The following is a 20,229-nucleotide window of genomic DNA, read 5'->3' on the forward strand; positions in this document are numbered from 1 at the left end:
CCGGCAGCGTGCTCGCGCTCGCGGCATTGATCGCCTTGTTCGCGCGCCGCGTGACCGAGGCCAGCTCGCCGAAGGCGGTGTAGCCGCTCTCGGTGACGTAATCCTCCGCGTCGCGCGTCGCCACGACGCGGCCCAGCTTGTCGTAATAGCTCCAGCTCGAGTTGCCCCGCGCGTCGATGGTGCGGACCACCTCGTCGAACGCGTTATACTCGTAGGACGTGACCCCGCCGGCCGAATTGGTCTCGCTGAGCTTGCGGCCGAGCTTGTCGTAGGTCCAGCTGGTGAGGTGGCTGTTCGCGTCGATCGTGCTGACCAAGTTGCCTAGGCCGTCATAGGTGAAGCTGGTCATCGCAGCCTCGGTCGAGCCATAGCCGTCGATCTGCGTCGAGAGCCGGCCTGCCATGTTGTAGGCGTAGAAGGTCTCGGCCTGATCGGATGTGCCATAGGCCTGGGCGCGCCAGACCAGTTGGCCGTTGGCCCGATAGCCATAGGTGGTGCGCGCGCCGAGCGGGTCATATTCGTCGGCAACGCGACCGACGCTGTCATAGATGGTCTGTGTCTCGGAATATATCGATGCCGCTGTCGCTGCCGCCACGGCGGCTGCGGTCGCGCCCTCGGCGATACTGGTCTGGACGTCGTAACGCCGCGTCCGGGTCAGGCGCCCGTCGGCGTCGTAGCCGCGTTCAACGACATAGCCTTCCGCATCGATCGTGTAGAGAAGATCACCGCGCCCGTTATAGATACTGCGCGTGATTCGATTGCCACTTGCAGCGGCATGCGACGCGGCCCAGCCATCCATGTCGCCAGCCGACGGCAGCGCAGTCGTCGGTCGCAGATCGGCATATTGCACGGTCCGCACGACGCGGCCCAGATCATCATAGCTGAAGCCGGTGACCCCGCCCGAGGCGTCGATCGAATAGACGATCTGCCCGGCGCCGTCATAGATGTTGAAGCTGGTGCGATTGGCCGAAACGCCGCTCAGGCCGGCGCTCGCCAATGCTGCCGCCACCGAAGCAAGGGTGGGCGTGCCCGACAGCGCGATCGCACCTGCATAGCGCGTCGTCTGGCGTACCGCCCCCCAAGTATAGGAACCGGGCTCGACATAGCCATATTCGGTGACCTGGTTGAACGCGTCGATCTCGTAGCGCAGCAGGCCCTGACCGTCATAGACGAACCGGGTGCGCCGGTCGTTCGCGCCGCTCCCGACGCTTGCGACGAGCTGGTCGAGCGTGCCCGCCACGCGCAGGCTCGCCGCAGCGGCCGTGACATGCGCAATCGTTTCGATCACCTGGCCGGCGCCGTCGTAAACGGTGCGCGTGAGGTAGCCCTCGCCGTCGAGCGTGGCGAGGAGCAGGCCGCTCTTGTCGTAGAAGCTGCGCATGACGCTGTCGCGCGTCGCGTCGGCGGCGGGGAGCACCATCGATGCCGGGGGCGTGGCGACGAGCGCCGCGACCTGCGCGGACGTCAGCTTGTTGGTATAGCCGGTCGTGCGCACGAGGCGCCCGGCACCGTCATATTCATAGGCGGTGACCGCGCCGTCGCCTTCGATCGCTTCGACTATGCGGCCGGCCTTGTCGTAGACGGTCCAGCTCCAGACATCGGCGCCGGCGGCGGCAAGCGGCCGGATCGCGGCGATGTCGAGCGTGCCGCTGGCCTGCTCGAGCAGCGTCCTCTGCGTGCTGCCGAGCGCATTATAGTAACGCACGCTGGCGATCTGCCGACCCTCAGCGTCGTAGCGATATTCGACGATCGCGCCGTCGGCCGCGACGTCGGCGACCTTGCGGCCACGCTTGTCGTAGACGTAGTGATGCTTGTTGCCGCGGAAATCGGTCGCGGTCTTCAGCCGGCCGACCTCGTCATAGGTGTAGAGCGCCGTGCCGCCGGTGATGTTCTTGCCGCTCTCGGCAAGGCTCAGCAGCTCGCCGGCGCGATTGTAGCGCTCCGATTGGACCAGCGTCGCTTCTTCGAGCGTCGACTGGACATAGTCGTCCACGGGACGCAGCGAAGCGTCATAGAAATAAGTGAACTTGCCCTGCGTCGCCTCGCCGTAGAAGTTGAAGAAACGCAGATGGACCTGGTCGTTCGGTCGGCTCGGCGACCATTGGAAGTTGGCGACGCCTTCTATCTTCTGGCCAGTCTCGACGTCATAGACGCCGCCATATTGTCCGGCCGTGCCGAGCGCGGATCCCTGGGGCAGGACGTAGCCGACGATCTTGTACCAGCGCCCCGGCTGGTAGCCGGCCGCCGCCGTCGGCCGAAGGAAAGTGAAATAGGGATTGGTTTCGGCCGTTCCCGACGCCTGGTTGAGCACATAAGCGGGGTTGGACGCGGAAACCCCGAGATAGATCTGGTGCTTGTCGGTCGCGCTCACCTGGAAATAGAGCGAGAACTCATAGGCCCTGGTGGAATCTATCGTGACGCTGTTGGTGTAGTTACCGCCGCCTTCGGCGGTGGCGTCGGTCTGGCCCGATTGGATCGCGAGCACCGGCGTGCCGTCCGGCCCTGTGATGCGGGCCCAGCTGGTCTCATCGGTGAACGCGGAGGGATTCTGCCAGCCGGGTATCTGCGCATAGCCCGCCTTGGCGGGCCCCGGCCCTTCGAACGCGCGAACCTCGGGCTTGTAGAAATAGGTCGAATAGCCCTGAATGCCCTCGCCATAGAAATCGAAGAAGCGCGCGGTGATCTGATCCGACGGACGGTCCTCGTACCAGCGGAAATTGCTAACACCCGTGATCCGCTGACCGGTGACGGTGTCGTAGACGCCGCCATAATCGTTCCAGCTGATGTTCTGGGTGCCCTCGGCGAAAACGTAGCCGACCACCTTGTACCAGCGGTCCGCCGTCAGGTTCTGCTGCTGCCACGCGGCGTCGGCCTGGAAGAAGTACGGGTTGTTGGCAACGGTGCCGTCCCACGCCTGAACCGCATAGGCGTCACCGCTCCAACTGTCCTGGACGCCGAAGTAGATGCTGTGGGCCGCGAGGTTCGCCTTCTTGAAATAGTAAGTGAATTCATAGGCCTTGCGGCCATCGATCGTGATCGCATTGGTATGGTTGCCGCCGCCGGCCGGCGTCGCATTGGTCTGTCCGGCCTGGATCGCCCAGGCCGGCTGGCCGTCAGGTCCCGTCGTCCGCGCCCAGCGCGTCTCGCCGACATAGGGCATGGCGTCGTTCGCCCAGCCCGTCATGCTCGTGTCGCCGCCGCTCAGGTTGAGCTGGTGCACCTCGGGTTTGTAGAAATTGGTATAATAGCCCTGCGTGGCTTCATTGTAGTAGTTGAAGAAGCGCAGCTGAGCGTTGTTGCTTGAGCGGTTCTCGTTCCAGCGGAAGTTGGTGACGTCCTGCATCTTTGCGCCGGTTTCGACATCGAAGATGCCGCCGAGCGCACTATTCGCCACGGCCTGCGCCCCTTCGGGCAACACATAGCCCACGATCCGGTACCAACGCCCTGCGACCAGTCCGGGAGCCTCTCCCGGAAGGGGATAGGCGAAATAGGGATTGCCGTCCTCAGTGCCACCGGCGGCCTGTCGGACGAGGGCATTGGCGCCATCGCCTTGAAGCCCGAAATAGATGCGGTGCTTGTTGGCTTCGGTCGCCTGGAAGGTGATCGAGAATTCATAGGCCTTGGTGGGATCGATCGCGAAGAAGCCCGAAGCATTGCCGCCGCCCGGCGGATTCAAATCTGCCTGGCCCGTGCGCATCACCACGTTTGGCAGCCCGTCCGGGCCGATCGCGCGCGCCCATTGGGTCTCGGCCGCGAACATGTTCGACCAGCCAGCGAGCGTCGCCGGGCCGGTCGGGATCGCATCGGGGTTGCCCGGCCAGCTGGTAAGATCCAGTAGATTGGGCCCGCGCTGCTCCTCGGGCCAGTCCGAAAGATCGACCAGATTGGCGCCCCGCGCGCCGTCGCCCGCCGCGGGCCAGCCGCTCTGGTCGACGAGATTGCCGCCGGCGGGGATGGTGACGCGGTCGACTTGGTTGACGCCGTCGCGATAGAGCGTGAGCGTCGTGGCGCCGTTGGCGTCGGTGCTCGAGATCAGGCGCCCGAGCCCGTCATGGACGCAGCTCTCTTGCCCCATCCCAGCCACGGTCCGGCTGAGCAGCTGGCCGGCCTGGTCGTAGACGTAGCGCGTCAGCTTGTAATCGCCCGTGGTCGAGGGCGTGCCGTCCGCATTGGTGGCGCCCCAGTCGATCGTCTGGATCAGATTGCCGCGCGCGTCGTAGCTGTTCTGGCGAAGCCGGGTCGCGCTCTTGTCGGCGATCCCGTCGGACCAGGCGTTGAGCTGGGCGATGGTGAGCGCAATCCCCGCCGCGAGGCCGCTCACATCATAGAGGTGCGCGGGATAGTCGCGCACCCACACGGGTGTGTCGTTCATATAGCTATAGGCGGTGACGCGGCCCTCGGCGGAGACCGTGTAGACGAGCCGATCGGCCGAATCGTAGACGAACCGCGTCGTCATCGCGCCCGGCGGCAGCGCGCCGTTGATCCCGTCGGGATCGGTGCCCGTATAGCGGGTCTCGGTCAGCAGCCGGTTGGTCGCCGACCAGGTCCGGGTGATGGTGTTCAGCGCGCCGTCGACCTGTTCGGCGACGTTGCCGTTCGCATCGTAACGATAGGCGATCGCCGAGCTAAACGTGCCCGAGGCCAGCTTGGCGGCACCGTCATAGCTGCGCGCCCAGGTCACGTTGCCGCTGCTGTCATAGGCGAACAGGCTGATCCGTTCGGCGCCGCCCTGCACCGCCGCGGCTTCCTCGAGCCGGACGAGGCGCCCCGCCGTGTCGTAGACGAAGCGCGTCGCGATTCCCGCCGGATCCGTCACGATCGTCGTGCGATTCGCGAGGTCGTAGGCGAGCTGCGTCACTCGGCTGGTCGTATCGTCGACCCATTGCTTGACCGAGGTGACGCGCTGCTCGCCGCCGATCAGCGAATAGCCGAACTCGAGCCTGGTCCCGTCGGTCTGGACCAGCGTCGCGACGCGCTTCGAGGTGCCGTGATAGGTATAGCTCGTGACGTAGACCTTGCCGTCGGCGATGCTGTTGTCGCCGGGGCTGAGATCGACGGTGACGGTCGTCAGCCGGTTGTAGGCATCATAGGAATAGCGCGTGCGGGTCAGCGTCCGCGCGCTGCTGGTGGCGAGATCGGTATAGCCGGTGACGATGCTGACGAGGTTGTTGCCCGACCAGCCATATTGAACCGTGCTGCCGTCGGTGGTGGCGATCTGGGTGAGCTTGTCGCCGGCATAGGTGAAGGTGAGCGTGTTGCCGAGGGTGTCGCGCTGCTGGACGATGCGCCAGTCCAGCGCCCCATAGGCCGAATAGGTCTCGATCGTCCCCGTCGATCCGTCGGTCCAGGTCCAGCTTCCCGACGCGTAGCTGAGCATGTCATAGGCCCCGTCGCCATCGGTCGCGACATAGGCGGTGCCGTTCCAGCTGTAGGTGATTTCGGATCCGTCTGCCGAGCGACGCTTGACGCTGCTTCCCGCCGCGTTGGCTGTCCCCGTCAGGCCGAAGACCTTCCGGTCGGTGCTCAGCCGCCAATTGTCGCCATTCTCGTCCGAGAGGTCGCCCAGGCTGTTGTAGGTGCGGCCGATAGCGATGTCGGGCCCTCGCCCCACCAGGAACTCATCCTGCCGGCTCAGGACCAGATTGCCGTTCGCCGCGTTGAGGAACAATTGCTCGCCGCCGCGCCCCGCCGCCGCCGACCCCAGCAATCCCGCGCTACCGAGCACATTCCCCGAACCCCGCTCGAGCCCCGCACCCGCGCCCGTGAAAATCGCTACCACCGCCCCACCCCCAGAATGCAATCGCGGGGCCGACACCCCTTGTGGAACAAATCGGGGAAATCGGGTGGTTGTTTAGGATTTTCTGGAGGCCCTTCGCCGAGAAACGATCGCCCCAGCGCCATTGCCGATGCTGTTCTCTGCCTCTCCATGAGTCTTTCGAGGACTCTTCAAGCACTCTGCCTTATCTCCTCGACCGCCAGGCTGGCCACCGAGGAGCGGTGCGATGCGATCCTGGCGAGCCGGCTGCCTATGCTCGAGGCGCTTCGGGCACTGGTCGACGGCGATTGAACCCGTCGGGCGGATGCGGGCGGTTCCGCAGGCGCTCATTCGCCTTCGAGAAGCGTCACCGCGCGCTGCTGCGTCAGTGAGTCGGCGGTGATCACCACCGTAGTGCCGGGCCCAATGATCGATGCCACCGCTTGCCTGAAATCGGGCGGGACGTTGAAACGCCGCAATGCGGAGGCCGGCACCTGCTCGGCCCGCGCGTCGGCGGTCAGATCGAAACGGAGCCAGCGACGATCGTCCCCCGCCTGCGATTGCAGCATGTAGATCTGCGTCCCCCGGATCGCTTCCTCGAATGCGACCATTGCAGTGCCGATGACGCGACCGTTCCGGATCACGACCACCTTTCGATCGGCGCCGCTCACCACTATTGAAACAGGACCGTCGGGCGCGCGCTCCGGAGCCCATTCGAAAGCCGTGGCTGGGTCGCCGGGCTGCGCGGGTGACATTTGCGGCGCGGGCGCGATCCTGGGCAGCGTCTCAACACGATTGACGACCACCGTCATCCCGAGGCGGGTTACCGCGAACAGTCGCTTCGCGAACTCGAGCGGCAGGCGAATACAGCCATGCGACGCGGGATAGCCGGGAAGCTGTCCCGCGTGCAGCGCCACGCCACTCCAGGTCAGCCGCTGCATATAGGGCATCGGCGCATTGTCGTAGACGTTCGAGAAATGCTCTGGATCCTTCTCGAGAATGGTGAAGACGCCCGTCGGGGTGCTGAAGCCGAAGCGGCCCGTTGAAACCGTGGAGATGCCGATCGGCACGCCATTGCGATACAGGACTGCGCGCTGGGTCGTCAGGTTGACCATCAGGAACAGGGGACCTTCCGGGGCCGCCTGCGGAAACCAGAGAAACTCGCCCGGCTTGAGCCGCTCGACCGATTCCATCACCGTCGCGGTATCCACAGCCTGCTGCGCCGCTACGGAAGGAGTGCAGAGCAGGCATGCCGCCGCCGCGATCGTCGCGGTACGTTGGATCATTGCTCGCACCGGCAGCATGAAGTCCCCTGTCGCGAAGCAGAGGCGCCCGATGGGCGCCCCCGTCTTTGTCGGTCAGTGGGCAAGGAACAGCGGCACCGGGCATTCGTGCAGCATCCGGCGCGTGACGCCGCCGAGTACGGCTTCGACGAAGCGGCTATGGCCGAAGCCGCCCATCACCATATAGGCGACATCTTGCTTTTCGATCTGATCGAGCAGGATCGTGCTGGGGATATCCATATCTGCACGGGCTCTCCACACGATGGCCTTGATGTCGTGCCGCGAGAGATAGGCCGCGGCCTCCTCCGCCGGAGTCTTGACCGAGCCGTCCTCGCATTCGACGATCGTCACCCTCGACGCGTGCTGCAACAGCGGTACCGCCGCCCGCAGCGCGGCCTGGGCCTCGGCCGAGCCGTCCCAAGCGACAAGGGCATGCCCGAATGCATCGAAGCCGCGGCTTTCGTGGGGCACCGCGACGATCGGCCGGCCCGATTTGAGCAGCACCTCCGAAGCGACTTCGTCCATGTCGGGATAGGCGTCCTTGATGCCGCGATTGAGCACGATCAGGTCGGCGAGCCCGGCGGCCTCGCGGACGCTGGGGCTCAGATAGCCGGTGGTCTGGATCCAGTCATAGGCGACGCCCTCCACTTTCAGGCGCGCCTCCATGCGGGCGCGGTTCTCGGCTTCATTTTCCTGCTCGTCGCCGAGCAGCAGGGCAGAGCCTCCCAAGGTCGCATAGTCGGGGACCGAAACCGGCGTCACCGCGACATCGATGCAGGTGAGGTGACCGTCGAGCGCGCGGGCAAGATCAAGGGCAGCCTGAAAGCGCGCTTCCTGACCCATGTCGTCATGCATCAGCACCAGGATGTTCTTCATCGTCGCCTCCGTCGTGAAAGGGATGGCGCAAGGCTAGGAGGGGGGGACCGGCGTCCCTATTCGCAATTGTCCGTAGTCGAACGGCCGCTCAATGGCTCAGCATTACCGGGACCTGCGCATGATCGACGAGATAGCGCGTGACTCCCCCGAAGCAGACCTCGCGAAAGCGCGAATGCCCAAAACCACCGATGACGAGCAGGTCGGCGGCGCCGCGAAGGGCGAAGCCCTGAATCACATCGGCCTCGTGCATCCCTTCCGCTTCCAGCCGATGCAGGACGGGCCCGAGCCCGTGGCGATCAAGGTGACGGCAAACCTCGTCGCCGCCGTCCGCTCGAAGCTCCTGATCGACGACGACGACGTCCACGCGTGCGCCCTCGGCCGCGATTGCGACGAGGTCATGGACCGCCCGATTGGCCTCGGCCGACGGCTTCCAGCCGAGCACTGCGCGCCGAACCGCGCCGAGGCTCCTCCCTTCTGCCAGGATCACCGTCGGTGTCCCGGATGCGAGGATCGACGTCTCCAGAACGCGTCGCCGCAGCCACAGCGTCTCCCATTCTTCCGGACCGCCGATCAGGATCAGATCGGCGACTTGCCGGCTGCGGCGCACGTCGCCCGCGAGCCACGCCACGTCGTCGTGAAGGCCGAAAACCGACGCTTTGGAATGCGCCTCTTTGACCAGCGCGGCGATGGCGTCCACCTTCGATCTGTCGTCCCGTGCGAGCACGTCTTCGGGAACGTACATGCCGCCGAGCGGCAGCAGCGCCTCGGCAAAATAGGGGCTGGGCGTGAGCACGGCGATCTCAGCCTGTGCCTGCCGCTCTTCCGCGAATGCGAGCACGCGAGAGATGAACGGCGCGGCCGAGCCCGCATTGTCGACGATTGCAAGGGCATCGCGGATCATGAGCGCCTCCTTCGGACGCCCGAATCATGCGCCTTTGATCGATCCGCGCAGTTGGGAATTCCCCTTACCGCCACGAAGCAATGCCTTCGCGACCTCCGAGACGACGAGGACCAGTGCGGTGCTGAAGAGGCACAGCATTGCCGTGCGCGTGTCCGGAAGCGTGGTCCCGAGGACGCGGGTCAGCGGTGGTGCCGTCAGGGCGGCCAGATGGATCAGCGTTGCCGCCGCCACTGCGGCCAGCAGCCATGGATTGGATGCAGTCGGCGTGCGCCAGATCGGACGTTCGCTCCGTACGGACAGCGCGAAGACATTCTGGAACAGGACGGTGGCCAGCAGCGCGGCGTTGCGAGCCTCGGCCGTCGGGTAACCTCGACTCGTCATATCCGCGAAGATCGCCAGCGCCATGATTGCCGTCACCATCGCGGTCGGAACCATCAGCGCCAGCGCGCGACCGTCGATCAGCGCGGCTCTTTTCCGCGCGGGGCGCGTCAGCTCATCGCCTTCCCCCTTACCGAAGCCGAGCGCGACGTCCTGGACGCCGTTGGTGACGATATTGCTCCACAGGAGCTGGACCGCAGTCAGCGGCATCTGCAATCCGAGCATGACGGCACCCAGGAACATGCCGATCTCGGCCACACCGGTCGCGAGGGTGAAAATCACGACCTTCCGCAGGTTTGCGAAAGTGACCCTGCCCTCCTCCACGCCGGCGACGATCGAGGCGAAATTGTCGTCGGCAAGGACGAGATCGGCCGCGCCGCGTGCGGCGTCGGTGCCGGCCTGGCCCATCGCCACGCCCACCTGCGCGGCCTGCAGGGCCGGCGCGTCGTTCACGCCGTCGCCGGTCACGGCAACGACATGGCCGCCCTGCCGCAGCCTCCGGACCACCTCGAGCTTCTGCAAGGGATCGATCCGGGCGAAGACGCGCGCGGCCAGGATTAGCGCAGCACGCTCCGCGTCGGAGCAGTTCGCCAGCCGCGCGCCGGTGACCACGTCCTCGTCGCCGGAGGCGATCCCCAACGCGCGCGCGATCGTCAGCGCGGTCGCGGGATGATCGCCGGTGATCATCCGTACTTCGATTCCCGCCGCCTTGCACTGGCGGATAGCGGCCGCAGCCTCCGGCCTGAGCGGATCGATGAGGCCCACGATGCCGATCATCTCGAGACCGCAAGGCGCTGCGAGGTCTAGCGTGGCCGAATCGGCGCATCCGCCCCGCGCCAATGCCAGCACGCGAAAGCCCTGGCGGGCGAGCGCCTGCGCTTCCTCGATCAGGACCTCAGGCGGCGGCATGCACATCGCCGACACCGTCTCCACCGCGCCTTTCGCATATACGATCGTGGCATCGCGCATCCGCACGGCGACGCTGGCGAAGCGGTTCTCCGGCTCATAGGCGAAGAGCGCGATCCGGTTCGCTTCGCTCGCGTCCGCGCCAAGAGCTTCCGCCATTCGCAACAGTGCGACGTCGACGCTGTCGCCCATCGGCTCCCCGTGCGCATCGCGGATCGCTTCGTTGCAGACCGCCGCGGCGATCGCGACTTCCCCGATCTGCGGATCGCCCCGCGCGGCACTCCAGCTGGGGCGATCGACCCGTCCTGATGCCGGCACGACGATCGCCTCGACGCTCAGCAGGTTCATCGTGAGGGTACCGGTCTTGTCGGTCGCGATCAGCGTGCAGGCGCCGAGTCCCTCCACCGCCGGCAAGTCGCGGACGATCACGTTGCGGCGCGCCATGCGCGATGCAGCCGTCGACAGCGCGACCGTCACCGCCACGGGCAAGCCTTCGGGAATCGCAGAGACGGCGAGCGCCACTGCCAGCAGGAACACTTCCTGCGCAGCGGCGCCACGCAGGAGAAGCGCGACCGAAAGCACTGCGACGAGGACGATCACAGCCAGCGCAATCTGCCGCGAAAGCCGATGCAGATAGGCGATCAAGGGTGGAGGCGTGGGAGCGGTCAGCCGCAGCGTCTCCGCAATCCGCCCAAGCTGGGTGTGAACGCCTGTGGCCACGACCACCGCCTCGCCGCGACCGCTCGCGACGACCGAACCGGCATGCAGCATGGTCCTGCGGTCGGCCACACCGGTCTCGACCGGACAAGCGGCGTCGACCGACTTCTCCACCGGCAGGGCTTCGCCCGTGAGCGACGCCTCGTTGGCCGAAAGATTGGCGGCCGCGAGCAACCGGAGGTCCGCGGGAACCGCAGCCCCGGTCTCGATGACCACAATGTCTCCGGGGACGACGTCGACTGCATCGATCAGCTGCGTTCCGTTGGCGCGCCGAACTGTCGCGGTCTGCCGAACGAGCTTGCGCAGCGCCTCGGTGCTCGCCGCCGCCCTGCGCTCCTGCACGGCGCCGATACAGGCGTTGAGGACGAGCACCACCGCGATGAAGCCGGCGTCCCGCACATGGCCAATGGCGGCCGAGGTGATCGCCGCGGCGAGCAGAAGGTAAATGAGCGGGCTGCGAAACTGACGGAGGAACAGGGTGGCGAAACCGGGCAGACGCCCGCCCGGCAGCGCATTCGTTCCCCATCGCTCGCGTCGCGCGGATACCTCGGCCCCGGTCAGCCCCTCGCGCGCGGCGGCCAGCGCCGCCAGACAGTCATCCGGAGAGAGAGCATGCCAATGCTGCCCGTCTTGGATCAGGCGACCGGGCCGTTCATCGGCAATCGCGCCTTCGCCGTCAGGCGAAGAGGTCATGCTCGCCCGCTCTCTCGATCGGTTCGGGTACGGCCAGGTCGTGATGGCGGCGCTTGTGCGCGCGACGATGCGGCCGCCCTGCCGGACAATCGATCAGCACCCATGCCGTGAAGACCGATACCGGCCACAAGGCGGCCCACTCCGCCGCCTCGACCCAAGCGTCCGTCACCGCAGCGTCACGCTCCGTCGCCATCGTCACCTCCTCGATCCGGCAAGCAACCATCTAGGCCCCGGGCCGGGGGCACCGAATTGGGAGAATCCCTAATCGGCAGCGCGGAATCGACACGCCAGACCGGCGCGGAACAAACCGCAAAGGAATGCGCCATGTCTGTTCGCAACCTGGAACGGCTTCTCCATCCCCGCAGCGTCGCCGTGATCGGCGCCTCGTCGCGCGCCGGGGCGCTGGGACAGCCCGTGCTCGAGAATATCATCGATTCCGGGTTCGAAGGGGCGATCTTCGCCGTAAATCCGAAGCAGGTCGAGCTTGAGGACGAATGGTGGGTCGCCTCGGTCGAGGATCTGCCGATGGCGCCCGACCTTGCGATCATCGTCACGCCGGCCGCGACCGTGCCGGAGATTCTGTCGCAGCTCGGCGCCAAGGGTACGCGCCTCGCAGTGATCCTCTCAGCCGGCTTCCACGATCCGGTATTGCGCCAGCGGATGCTCGACGCGGCGCGACCGCATCTGCTGCGCGTGGTCGGGCCCAACTGCCTCGGCGTCCTGCTGCCCCACGCGAAGCTGAATGCGACTTTCGCGCATCGCAACGCGCAGCCGGGCGGGCTTGCGCTCGTCTCGCAGAGCGGCGCGCTGGTCACGTCGATGATCGACTGGGCGCAGGATCGCCGGGTGGGCTTCTCCGGGATCGTCTCGGTCGGCGACATGGCCGATGTCGACCTGGGCGATCTGATCGACCTGTTCGCCGCGGATCCGGCAACCAATGCCATCGCGCTCTATGTCGAAGGGATCACCGAGCCCGCGAAGTTCATGGCGGCAGCACGTGTCGCGGCACGCACCAAGCCGGTAATCGTGCTCAAGGCGGGTCGATCGAGCGCCGCCGCGGCCGCGGCGATATCGCACACCGCCGCGCTGGCCGGCGCCTGGGACGTGCATCAGGCAGCCTTCCGCCGTGCCGGCATGGTCGCCGTCGAGAGCCTCACTGACCTGTTCGACGCCGCCCAGGTGCTCGCCAACCCCGTTCCCCGCAGAGGCCGGCGGCTCGCGATCATCAGCAATGGCGGCGGGCCCGGCATCCTTGCGGTGGACCAGCTCGCCGCCACCGGCGGCAAGCTGGCCCGGCTGGCGCCCGAGACGCTGACCTTGCTGGACGCGGCCTTGCCCACGGGCTGGTCGCGCGCCAACCCGATCGACGTGATCGGCGATGCGCATGCCGAGCGCTTCGCCGCCGCCGTGCGGGCGGCTTCGCATGATCCCGGCGTCGATGCCGTACTCGTGATCCACTGCCCCACGGCGCTTGCTTCGGGCGCCGAAATCGCGGAGGCGATCGTCGAGCAGCAACGGAATTCCAGCATCCTGAGGAGCAAGCCGCTGCTCGCCTGCTGGCTGGGCGCGGGCAATGCGGACGCGGCGCGCGCAATCTTCGCGGATACGAAGACGCCGGTGTTCGACAATCTCGACGATGCTGTACGCGGCTTCGGCTATCTGATCGCAGCCGATGACGCGCGCACCGCGTTGCTGCGCACTCCCGCACAACCATCTGCTCCGGATGGCGCCACCCCTGCGGCCATGGCCGTGATCGAAACGGCGCGACGCGACGGGCGCGCCTTGCTCACCGCGCCCGAGGCAAAGGCGGTGCTCGTTGCCTTCGGAGTTCCGGTGACGCCGTCGCGCTTCGCGCCCGATGTCGCGGCGGTCGCCGATGCCTGCGGCGCGCTGGCCCCGCCTTATGCCGTGAAAGTCGTGAGCCCGACGATCACGCACAAATCCGACATCGGCGGTGTCATTCTCGGGCTACCCGACGCCGAAGCGGCAACCGAGGCGGCGCTGGCGATCCGCGAGAAGATCCGGGAGGTCATGCCCGATGCGTCGATCGCCGGCTTCGAAATCGGGGAAATGGTCGACACCTCCGGCTGCCGCGAACTGCTGGTGGGCATCGCGGACGACGCCCAGTTCGGCCCGGTGATCGCGGTCGGCGCCGGCGGCGTCGATGTCGAGTTGATCGGCGATCGCGTGCTCGGCTTGCCTCCGCTCGACGACGTGCTGGCGCGCGACATGCTGGACCGGACCCGCATCGCGCGGCTGCTTGCCGCGCATCGGGGCCGCGATGCGGCCGACAGCGGTGCCGTGGCGACCGTGCTCCAGGCGCTTTCGGCCCTTTGCGCCGAGCTGCCCGACATCGTCGAGCTCGACATCAATCCGCTGCTGGTGGGCCCGAAAGGTGCAGTCGCGCTCGACGCGCGGATTCGCATCACTCCGCAGCCGGTCCAATCCCGGATGGTACTGCGCGCCGTTCCGACGCAATGGAGCGCAGACCTCATGACGCGCAGTGGCGTGAAGCTGCACGTCCGACCTGTGCTGCCAAGCGACGAATGGGTGCTCGCGGCATTCTTCCAGAACGTCTCCGACGAGGACAAGCGCTTCCGCTTCCTCAGCGCCGTGCATGAAGTGGGGCACGAACGCCTCGCCGCGATGACGCAGGTCGACTATCGGCGGACGATCAACTTCCTCGCCTTCGCCGAGGATGGGACGCTGGTCGCGACGGCGATGCTGGCGGCAGCCGGAGACAAGTCGCGCGCCGAGTTCGCGATTTCGGTCCATCGGGCGTGGAAGGGCAAAGGGATCAGCTGGACGCTCACCGATCACCTGCTCCATTACGCTCGGAGCGAAGGCATCCGGGCACTCGAATCGCTCGAGAGCCGGGAAAATCACGCCGCGATCACACTCGAGCGCGAGTTCGGCTTCCGCACCCTGCCGTGCGACGAGAGTCCTTCGGAGGTCATCGCCCGCAAGGAGCTGGCGTGAACGCTACTGCATCCACGCCAGGATCGTCACCCACAGGTCGGCAACCGCCGGAAACCCGATCGACGCGACCAGAGCGACCGGCAGCGCCAGCACCAGCAGCGTCACCGCCCGGGCCACCCGGGGCCTTGCGAGCACATTCGTCATGTCGGCCTCCTGCGTCGACATGACGCTCCTCGCCTTCCCGGCGCACTACGCAACGTTCCGGATGCGCTCCGTAAACATCCCAATGTCGGCGGGCGCAGCGGGTGACGAGAATGGCCCGACAAGCCCGGAGGCCGAAGATGATCACCATCCCGATATCTGCCCAGGCTGAGTCGAAGACCGCGGAGCGCAGACTGCGCCTGCTGATCGGCAGCTCGGGCTTGTCCGTCACGCTGCTGATCGCATTGATCGGTGCACTTGCAGGACATGCAGGATGAACGCGCACAGCCATTCGGAGCAATTCACCCAGCCCAGCCACCTGGTGATCCTGGGCCATCCCGATCCAGGGAGCTTCTGCGCGACCGTCGCCGACGCTTATTGCGCGGAAATCAAGGCGCTCGGGCAGCACGTCGCGTTGCGCGATCTCTACGCGCTCGGCTTCGACCCACGCCTTGCAGCGAACGAGAGGTCCCGAGATGCCCGCCTCGCGGCGCCAGCGGACCTCGCTCGAGACATCGAGCTGCTCCGCAGCGCCGACGTGATCACATTTGTCTACCCGATCTGGTTCGGCATGCCCCCGGCGATCATCAAGGGCTATATCGATCGCGTGTTCGGCGCCAGCTTCGATGCGAGGACGATCATGGACGTCGACACGCATTCGGCGCTTGGCGGCAAGCGGCTGATGCTCTTCACTTCTTCCGCGTCGACCCGGCCGTGGCTCGAGGAAAAGGGCCAGTGGATCGCGCTGCGCCAGGCGTTCGAGACCTATCTCCGGAACATCTTCGGCCTGCGCGACGCCGGACACACCCATTTCGATGCGATAATGCCCGGCGTGAATCGGCGCGTGGTGGACGAGTGCCTGTCAGCGGTGCGCGAGTGCGCCCGGGCGGTCGCAGCCGAACTCCTGTGCGAGAAGCGCGCCCACCAGTCACGCGCGATCCGGCGCTGCGTTTGATCGTCACGCATCGTCCATCTCCAACCATGAGGCAGAATTTGTGAGTTCCCCTTCCGAAGCGCATGATCTTCGACCGCTCGTCCTTCTCGTCGAGGACGAGGACAGCGTGCGTCGGTCGCTGCAGCTGTTCCTGACCGGACGGGGCTATCGGGTCCGCGCCTTCTCGGCGGCGGCCTCGGCCATCGCCGACCCGACCTGCAACGAGGCGGCGCTGCTGGTCGCCGACTATCGCCTGCCCGACGGGGACGGCATCGCCTTGCTCGCGGGGCTGCGGGGGCGCGGCTGGGCGGGGCGCGCGGTCCTGGTCACCGCCTTTCCCTCCGAGCAATTGTCGAGGAACGCGCAATCGGCCGGCTATGCCACCGTGATCGAGAAGCCGCTGCGGCACCAGGATCTGCTGAGCTCGCTCGTCGCGGCATAGACTGACATGTCGGTTCGGCAATGGTATGCGGCGCGAGATACGCGCGAGCGCGAGCCGAAGTCTCGCGTGGTCCCGAGCGCGTCCGGGGCGGGCATGGAACGAGCAAGGCGCAAGAGTCCTGAAAGTGCAGTCTTTCGTTTCGGAGTGGCCGTCCTCGCCGTCGCCGTGGCGCTCGGCGTCCGCCTCGCGCTCGACCCCCTGCTCGCCGGCCGGGCGCATTACTTGCTTTTCACGGCCGCGGTGGTGGTCGCCGGCGTGTTCGGAGGCGCGCTGCCGGCGATCGCGGCGGCGATCCTCGCGGCGCTCGCCGCCCAGCTGATCGACGGCTTCGGTGGCGGGGGCGGCACGATCGAACTGCTGGCGTTCCTCACGACATCGGCAATCCTGATCTGGGCGGCCAGCCATATCAGCCGCCTGCGCTCGCGGTCGGCCGAAAGCGAATTGCGCGCCGGACAGCGCGCCGACGAAGCGAAGGAACTCGCCGACGAGCTCAACCTGCTGATCGACGGCATCGCCGGCTACGCGATCTACATGCTCGATCCCGAGGGCCGGGTGACGATCTGGAACAAGAGCGCGGAGCGGCTCAAGGGCTGGAACGCACAGGAAGTCGTCGGCAAGTCGAGCGCGCTCTTCTATCCGCCGACGGCACAGGCCGACGGGAAACCCGCGCGCGACCTCGATGTCGCGCGCGCCGCCGGCAAGCTGGAGGAGGAGGACTGGCGCGTCCGCAAGGACGGCTCGGAATTCCTCGCCCACATCACCATCACCGCGCTGCACGACGCTTCCGGCGCACTGCGCGGCTTCGGCAAGGTCATTCGCGACGTTACCGAGCAGCGTGCGTGGGAGCGCCAGCTCTCCGCGAGCGCCAGCCAGTTCCGCTCGATCCTCGCCACCGTTCCCGATGCGATGATCGTGATCGACGACACGGGCAAGATCCTCTCGTTCAGCGCCGCGGCGGAACGCCTGTTCGGCTTCGCGGAGGAAGAGGTGCGCGGCCGCAACGTCAGCCTGCTGATGCCCTCGCCCGACCGTGAGCAGCACGACGCCTATATCGAACGCTATCTCGCAACCGGGCAGCCCCGGATCATCGGCACCGGCCGCGTGGTCGTCGGCGAACGCCGCGACGGCAGCACCTTCCCGATGGAACTCGCCGTGGGCGAGGCGATTACCGACGGCGAGCGCGTCTTCACGGGCTTCATCCGCGACCTGTCCGAAAAGCAGGCGGCCGAAGAGCATATCGAATCGCTGCGCGGAGATCTGATCCATGTCGCGCGCGTGAGCGCGATGGGCACCATGGCCTCGACCCTCGCGCACGAGCTCAACCAGCCCATCACGGCGGTCGCCAACTATGTGCAGGGCGTGCGCGACCTGCTCGACGAGCCGCACCCCGACGACCTGCCGATGATCCGCGACGCGCTCGACGACGCGAAGAACGAGGCGCTGAGGGCGGGCAACATCGTCCGCCGCCTCCGGGAATTCGTCGCCCGGGGCGAGGTCGAGAAGAACGTCGTCGACCTGCCCGCGCTGATCGACGAAGCCTCGAAGCTCGCACTGATCGGCGCGCGCGAAAAGGGCGTGAAGCTAACCTTCGACCTCGATCCGCGGGCCACGCCCGTCCTCGTCGACAAGATCCAGACCCAACAGGTCCTGATCAACCTCATGCGCAACGCGATCGAGGCCATGGCAGCTTCGCCGCTGCGCGAGCTGTCGGTGGTCTCGCGCATGGCACCCAACACCATGGTGCAGATCACCGTCGCCGATACCGGATCCGGAGTGGCACCCGGGATCGCCGAGAACCTGTTCAGCGCCTTCAACACCTCGAAGAGCGAGGGCATGGGCCTCGGCCTGTCGATCTGCCGGACGATCGTCGAGGCGAATGACGGCCGCATCTGGATGGAGCCGCGACCGGGGGGCGGCACGCTTTTTCACTTTACCATTCCCCACGCAAAGCCGGAGGAAGAGGAATGAGCCAGCCAAGGCTGATCCACATCATCGACGACGAGGATTCGGTCCGCCGGTCCGCAAGCTTCATGCTCAAGACCTCGGGCTTCTCGGTACAGGCCTGGCCATCGGGTGTCGCGTTCCTGAAGGAAGTGCGCCACGTCGACATGGGCTGCATCCTGCTCGACGTCCGCATGCCCGAAATGGACGGGCTGGAGGTGCAGCGTACGCTCCACGAGCGCGGCGTGACCATGCCGATCATCATCCTCACCGGCCATGGCGACGTGTCGATCGCGGTGCGCGCGATGAAGGCCGGCGCGGTCGACTTCATCGAGAAGCCCTTCGAGAAGACGGTGCTGCTCGCGGCGATCGAGTCGGCTTTCGAGCGGCTCGATGCGAGCGGCGAGGCAAGCAGCCGCGCCGAAGAGGCGGCGGTGGTGCTGGCGGCACTGAGCCCGCGCGAGCGCGAGGTGCTCGAGGGGCTTGCGCAGGGGCTGCCCAACAAGACGATCGCCTACGATCTGGGGATCTCCGCGCGCACGGTCGAAGTGCATCGCGCCAACGTGATGACCAAGCTGGGCGCACGCAGCCTCTCCGACGCGCTGCGTATCGCGTTTGCGGCAGGCCTCGGATCGGAGAAGGCCTGAGCCTCGCGCCTTTACGTATGGAGCGGCTCGCGCATGCCCGACAGTCTTCCGGGCATGCGCAACCTCGGCATGGCCGCCGCCTGATCAGCGATCCCCGGCGTCCAGCTCGAGCATCCGGATCCGGCCGACTACCGAGACGAAGAACGCCGTCGACCAGCCGAGCAGGATGAGCCCGGTCGCGCCCTCGATCGCGCCGAGCAGGCGCCATCCCCTTGGCAGCACGACGTCGCCATAGCCGATTGTCGTATAGGTCGAGGTCGAGAAATAGAGCGCCTCCTCGAAGCTGCCCAGCGTTCCCGAGAGGGCGTAGAGCGCCGCGTAGAGCCAGATCTCCGCGGCGTGCAGCACGAACAGTCCGAACGCGGCACCGGCGATCCCCAGAACATCATGCAGGATTGCGTCCGGGCTCGGGGCACGGCGGCGATGGCCGCGGATCAGCCGCATCAGTCCCGCGAGCCCGATGAGATGCAGGCTGATCGTGATCCCGGTGATCAAGGTCGAAAGAGCGAGCTGGGGGAAGAGCGACATGGCCCCAGCATCGCCGTCCATTCGCGAAATCCCATACGGGAACATGCGTAAAGCCGCCCTTCTCCCCGCCGCCTAGGCGCAGCGCACCCAAACAATATCAGGGAGCTCAACATGAAGTTTGTCGTAGCAGCTAGCGTTCTGGCGGCCGCGGTCGCAACCCCCGCCTGGGCCCAGGTGGAGGCCGGCGACGTTCTGGTCCGGGCGCGCGCGACCCTCGTCTCGCCCACCGAGGACTCCGGGCCGGTGACGCCGGGCTTCCCGACCGGGTCGGTGGGCGTGTCGGACCGTGCTGCGCCCGAGCTCGATTTCACCTATATGATCACCGATCATATCGGCGCCGAGCTCATCCTCGCCACCACCAAGCACAACATCAGTGGCCGCGGCGTGCTCGCCGCGCTCGGCGATGTCGCGAGCACGCGCGTGCTGCCGCCGACGCTGACGCTGCAATATCACTTCGCCCCCAAATCGCACGTCCGGCCCTATGTCGGCGCGGGGATCAACTACACGACCTTCTATTCGGCCGATGCGAGCCGTTCGCTCGAGGCAGCGATCGGCAGGACCGATGTCCGCCTGAAGGACAGCTTCGGCTATGCGCTCCAGGCGGGCGTCGACGTGGATCTCAGCCCCCGCGTCTTCCTCAACCTCGACGTCAAATACATCGACATCGACACCACCGCACGCCTGACCACCGGCGGCGCGGTGAACCGCGTCGATGTGAACATCGACCCGATCGTCCCCGCGATCGGGATCGGCATGCGGTTCTAAGCCAAGGCGAGGCGGAGGCGGCGCACCGCCTCCGCCTCGTTAGACCTCAGGCGATCTCCATACGGGAACTCCACAATAACCCCGCCGCCTCGGGCTTCCTATCGGTGGCGACGAACCGGGAGGGCCAAGGTGCAGTACGACAAACTATTCCAGGACGCGCTGGACCGACTGCACGCCGAGGGTCGGTACCGCGTGTTCATCGACATATTGCGCAACAAGGGCGCCTACCCGAACGCGCGCTGCTTCGCGGGGCATAACGGGCCGAAGCCGATCACGGTGTGGTGCTCGAACGACTATCTGGCGATGGGCCAGCATCCCGCGGTGATCGCGGCGATGGAGGAGG

15 protein-coding genes and 1 pseudogene are annotated in these 20,229 nt (G+C 66.6%); 8 read left to right on the forward strand and 8 right to left on the reverse strand.

The window, feature by feature from the left end:
• The 6 genes from MT490_RS06740 to MT490_RS06765 all read right to left on the reverse strand — a co-directional run.
• A partial coding sequence (locus MT490_RS06740) for a hypothetical protein (protein ID WP_297385440.1) occupies positions 1-5,779 on the reverse strand: 5,779 nt, incomplete at its 3' end.
• Positions 5,780-6,102: 323 nt separating this feature from the next.
• Positions 6,103-7,059, reverse strand: a complete 957-nt coding sequence (locus tag MT490_RS06745) for a L,D-transpeptidase (RefSeq protein WP_297385441.1) — start codon at positions 7,057-7,059, stop codon at positions 6,103-6,105.
• 54 nt (positions 7,060-7,113) lie between these two features.
• A complete protein-coding gene (locus MT490_RS06750; RefSeq protein WP_297385442.1) occupies positions 7,114-7,914 on the reverse strand; it encodes a universal stress protein in 801 nt (266 codons plus the stop codon).
• Between the two features lie 88 nt (positions 7,915-8,002).
• Positions 8,003-8,815 carry a universal stress protein gene (locus MT490_RS06755; protein WP_297385443.1) on the reverse strand — a complete coding sequence of 271 codons (813 nt, stop codon included), beginning with the start codon at positions 8,813-8,815 and terminating at the stop codon, positions 8,003-8,005.
• A 24-nt stretch (positions 8,816-8,839) separates the two neighbouring features.
• A complete protein-coding gene (locus MT490_RS06760) occupies positions 8,840-11,509 on the reverse strand; it encodes an HAD-IC family P-type ATPase (protein WP_297385445.1) in 2,670 nt (889 codons plus the stop codon).
• Positions 11,493-11,702 (reverse strand): hypothetical protein, encoded by a 210-nt coding sequence (locus MT490_RS06765; RefSeq protein WP_297385447.1) that lies wholly within the window; start codon positions 11,700-11,702, stop codon positions 11,493-11,495. Before MT490_RS06765 ends, MT490_RS06760 begins: the two co-directional genes overlap by 17 nt.
• A 131-nt stretch (positions 11,703-11,833) precedes the next feature.
• Here MT490_RS06765 and MT490_RS06770 point away from each other — a divergent pair, with 131 nt between their 5' ends.
• Entirely contained in the window at positions 11,834-14,488 is a 2,655-nt protein-coding gene (locus tag MT490_RS06770) for a bifunctional acetate--CoA ligase family protein/GNAT family N-acetyltransferase (RefSeq protein ID WP_297385449.1), read from the forward strand.
• A 3-nt stretch (positions 14,489-14,491) separates the two neighbouring features.
• Here MT490_RS06770 and MT490_RS06775 read toward each other — a convergent pair whose 3' ends face one another.
• Positions 14,492-14,653, reverse strand: a complete 162-nt coding sequence (locus tag MT490_RS06775; protein ID WP_297385450.1) for a hypothetical protein — start codon at positions 14,651-14,653, stop codon at positions 14,492-14,494.
• A 116-nt stretch (positions 14,654-14,769) separates the two neighbouring features.
• Between MT490_RS06775 and MT490_RS06780 the strand changes: the two genes are divergently transcribed.
• The 5 genes from MT490_RS06780 to fixJ all read left to right on the forward strand — a co-directional run bounded on the left by MT490_RS06780 (position 14,770) and on the right by fixJ (position 18,593).
• Complete coding sequence (locus MT490_RS06780; protein ID WP_297385451.1) at positions 14,770-14,907, forward strand: hypothetical protein; 138 nt, start codon at positions 14,770-14,772, stop codon at positions 14,905-14,907.
• Complete coding sequence (locus tag MT490_RS06785; protein ID WP_297385452.1) at positions 14,904-15,584, forward strand: NAD(P)H-dependent oxidoreductase; 681 nt, start codon at positions 14,904-14,906, stop codon at positions 15,582-15,584. The genes MT490_RS06780 and MT490_RS06785 overlap by 4 nt, the downstream gene beginning before the upstream one ends.
• 40 nt (positions 15,585-15,624) lie before the next feature.
• Positions 15,625-16,005, forward strand: a complete 381-nt coding sequence (locus MT490_RS06790) for a response regulator (RefSeq protein ID WP_297385454.1) — start codon at positions 15,625-15,627, stop codon at positions 16,003-16,005.
• A 93-nt stretch (positions 16,006-16,098) separates the two neighbouring features.
• Complete coding sequence (locus MT490_RS06795; RefSeq protein WP_297385456.1) at positions 16,099-17,973, forward strand: PAS domain-containing sensor histidine kinase; 1,875 nt, start codon at positions 16,099-16,101, stop codon at positions 17,971-17,973.
• Entirely contained in the window at positions 17,970-18,593 is a 624-nt protein-coding gene (fixJ, locus tag MT490_RS06800) for a response regulator FixJ (RefSeq protein ID WP_297385457.1), read from the forward strand. The genes MT490_RS06795 and fixJ overlap by 4 nt, the downstream gene beginning before the upstream one ends.
• Positions 18,594-18,677: 84 nt before the next feature.
• Here the strand turns inward: fixJ and MT490_RS06805 are convergent, their stop codons facing one another.
• Positions 18,678-19,121: a potassium channel family protein gene (locus MT490_RS06805; RefSeq protein WP_297385459.1), complete on the reverse strand. Its 444-nt coding sequence runs from the start codon at positions 19,119-19,121 to the stop codon at positions 18,678-18,680.
• 111 nt (positions 19,122-19,232) lie between these two features.
• Here MT490_RS06805 and MT490_RS06810 point away from each other — a divergent pair, with 111 nt between their 5' ends.
• On the forward strand, positions 19,233-19,886 hold the full coding sequence (locus MT490_RS06810) for an OmpW family outer membrane protein (protein WP_297385461.1): 654 nt from the start codon (positions 19,233-19,235) through the stop codon (positions 19,884-19,886).
• 129 nt (positions 19,887-20,015) lie between these two features.
• Positions 20,016-20,229 (forward strand): annotated as a pseudogene (locus MT490_RS06815) (5-aminolevulinate synthase); the annotation flags it as partial.

This window comes from Sphingomonas sp. (assembly GCF_026460985.1).
Lineage (GTDB): Bacteria > Pseudomonadota > Alphaproteobacteria > Sphingomonadales > Sphingomonadaceae > Sphingomonas.

Coding starts and splice junctions, on each gene's coding strand:
- MT490_RS06745 (WP_297385441.1), bottom strand. CDS start 7,059: ATGCTGCCGGTGCGAGCAATGATCCAACGTACCGCGACGATCGCGGCG.
- MT490_RS06750 (WP_297385442.1), bottom strand. CDS start 7,914: ATGAAGAACATCCTGGTGCTGATGCATGACGACATGGGTCAGGAAGCG.
- MT490_RS06755 (WP_297385443.1), bottom strand. CDS start 8,815: ATGATCCGCGATGCCCTTGCAATCGTCGACAATGCGGGCTCGGCCGCG.
- MT490_RS06760 (WP_297385445.1), bottom strand. CDS start 11,509: ATGACCTCTTCGCCTGACGGCGAAGGCGCGATTGCCGATGAACGGCCC.
- MT490_RS06765 (WP_297385447.1), bottom strand. CDS start 11,702: ATGGCGACGGAGCGTGACGCTGCGGTGACGGACGCTTGGGTCGAGGCG.
- MT490_RS06770 (WP_297385449.1), top strand. CDS start 11,834: ATGTCTGTTCGCAACCTGGAACGGCTTCTCCATCCCCGCAGCGTCGCC.
- MT490_RS06775 (WP_297385450.1), bottom strand. CDS start 14,653: ATGTCGACGCAGGAGGCCGACATGACGAATGTGCTCGCAAGGCCCCGG.
- MT490_RS06780 (WP_297385451.1), top strand. CDS start 14,770: ATGATCACCATCCCGATATCTGCCCAGGCTGAGTCGAAGACCGCGGAG.
- MT490_RS06785 (WP_297385452.1), top strand. CDS start 14,904: ATGAACGCGCACAGCCATTCGGAGCAATTCACCCAGCCCAGCCACCTG.
- MT490_RS06795 (WP_297385456.1), top strand. CDS start 16,099: ATGGAACGAGCAAGGCGCAAGAGTCCTGAAAGTGCAGTCTTTCGTTTC.
- fixJ (WP_297385457.1), top strand. CDS start 17,970: ATGAGCCAGCCAAGGCTGATCCACATCATCGACGACGAGGATTCGGTC.
- MT490_RS06805 (WP_297385459.1), bottom strand. CDS start 19,121: ATGTCGCTCTTCCCCCAGCTCGCTCTTTCGACCTTGATCACCGGGATC.
- MT490_RS06810 (WP_297385461.1), top strand. CDS start 19,233: ATGAAGTTTGTCGTAGCAGCTAGCGTTCTGGCGGCCGCGGTCGCAACC.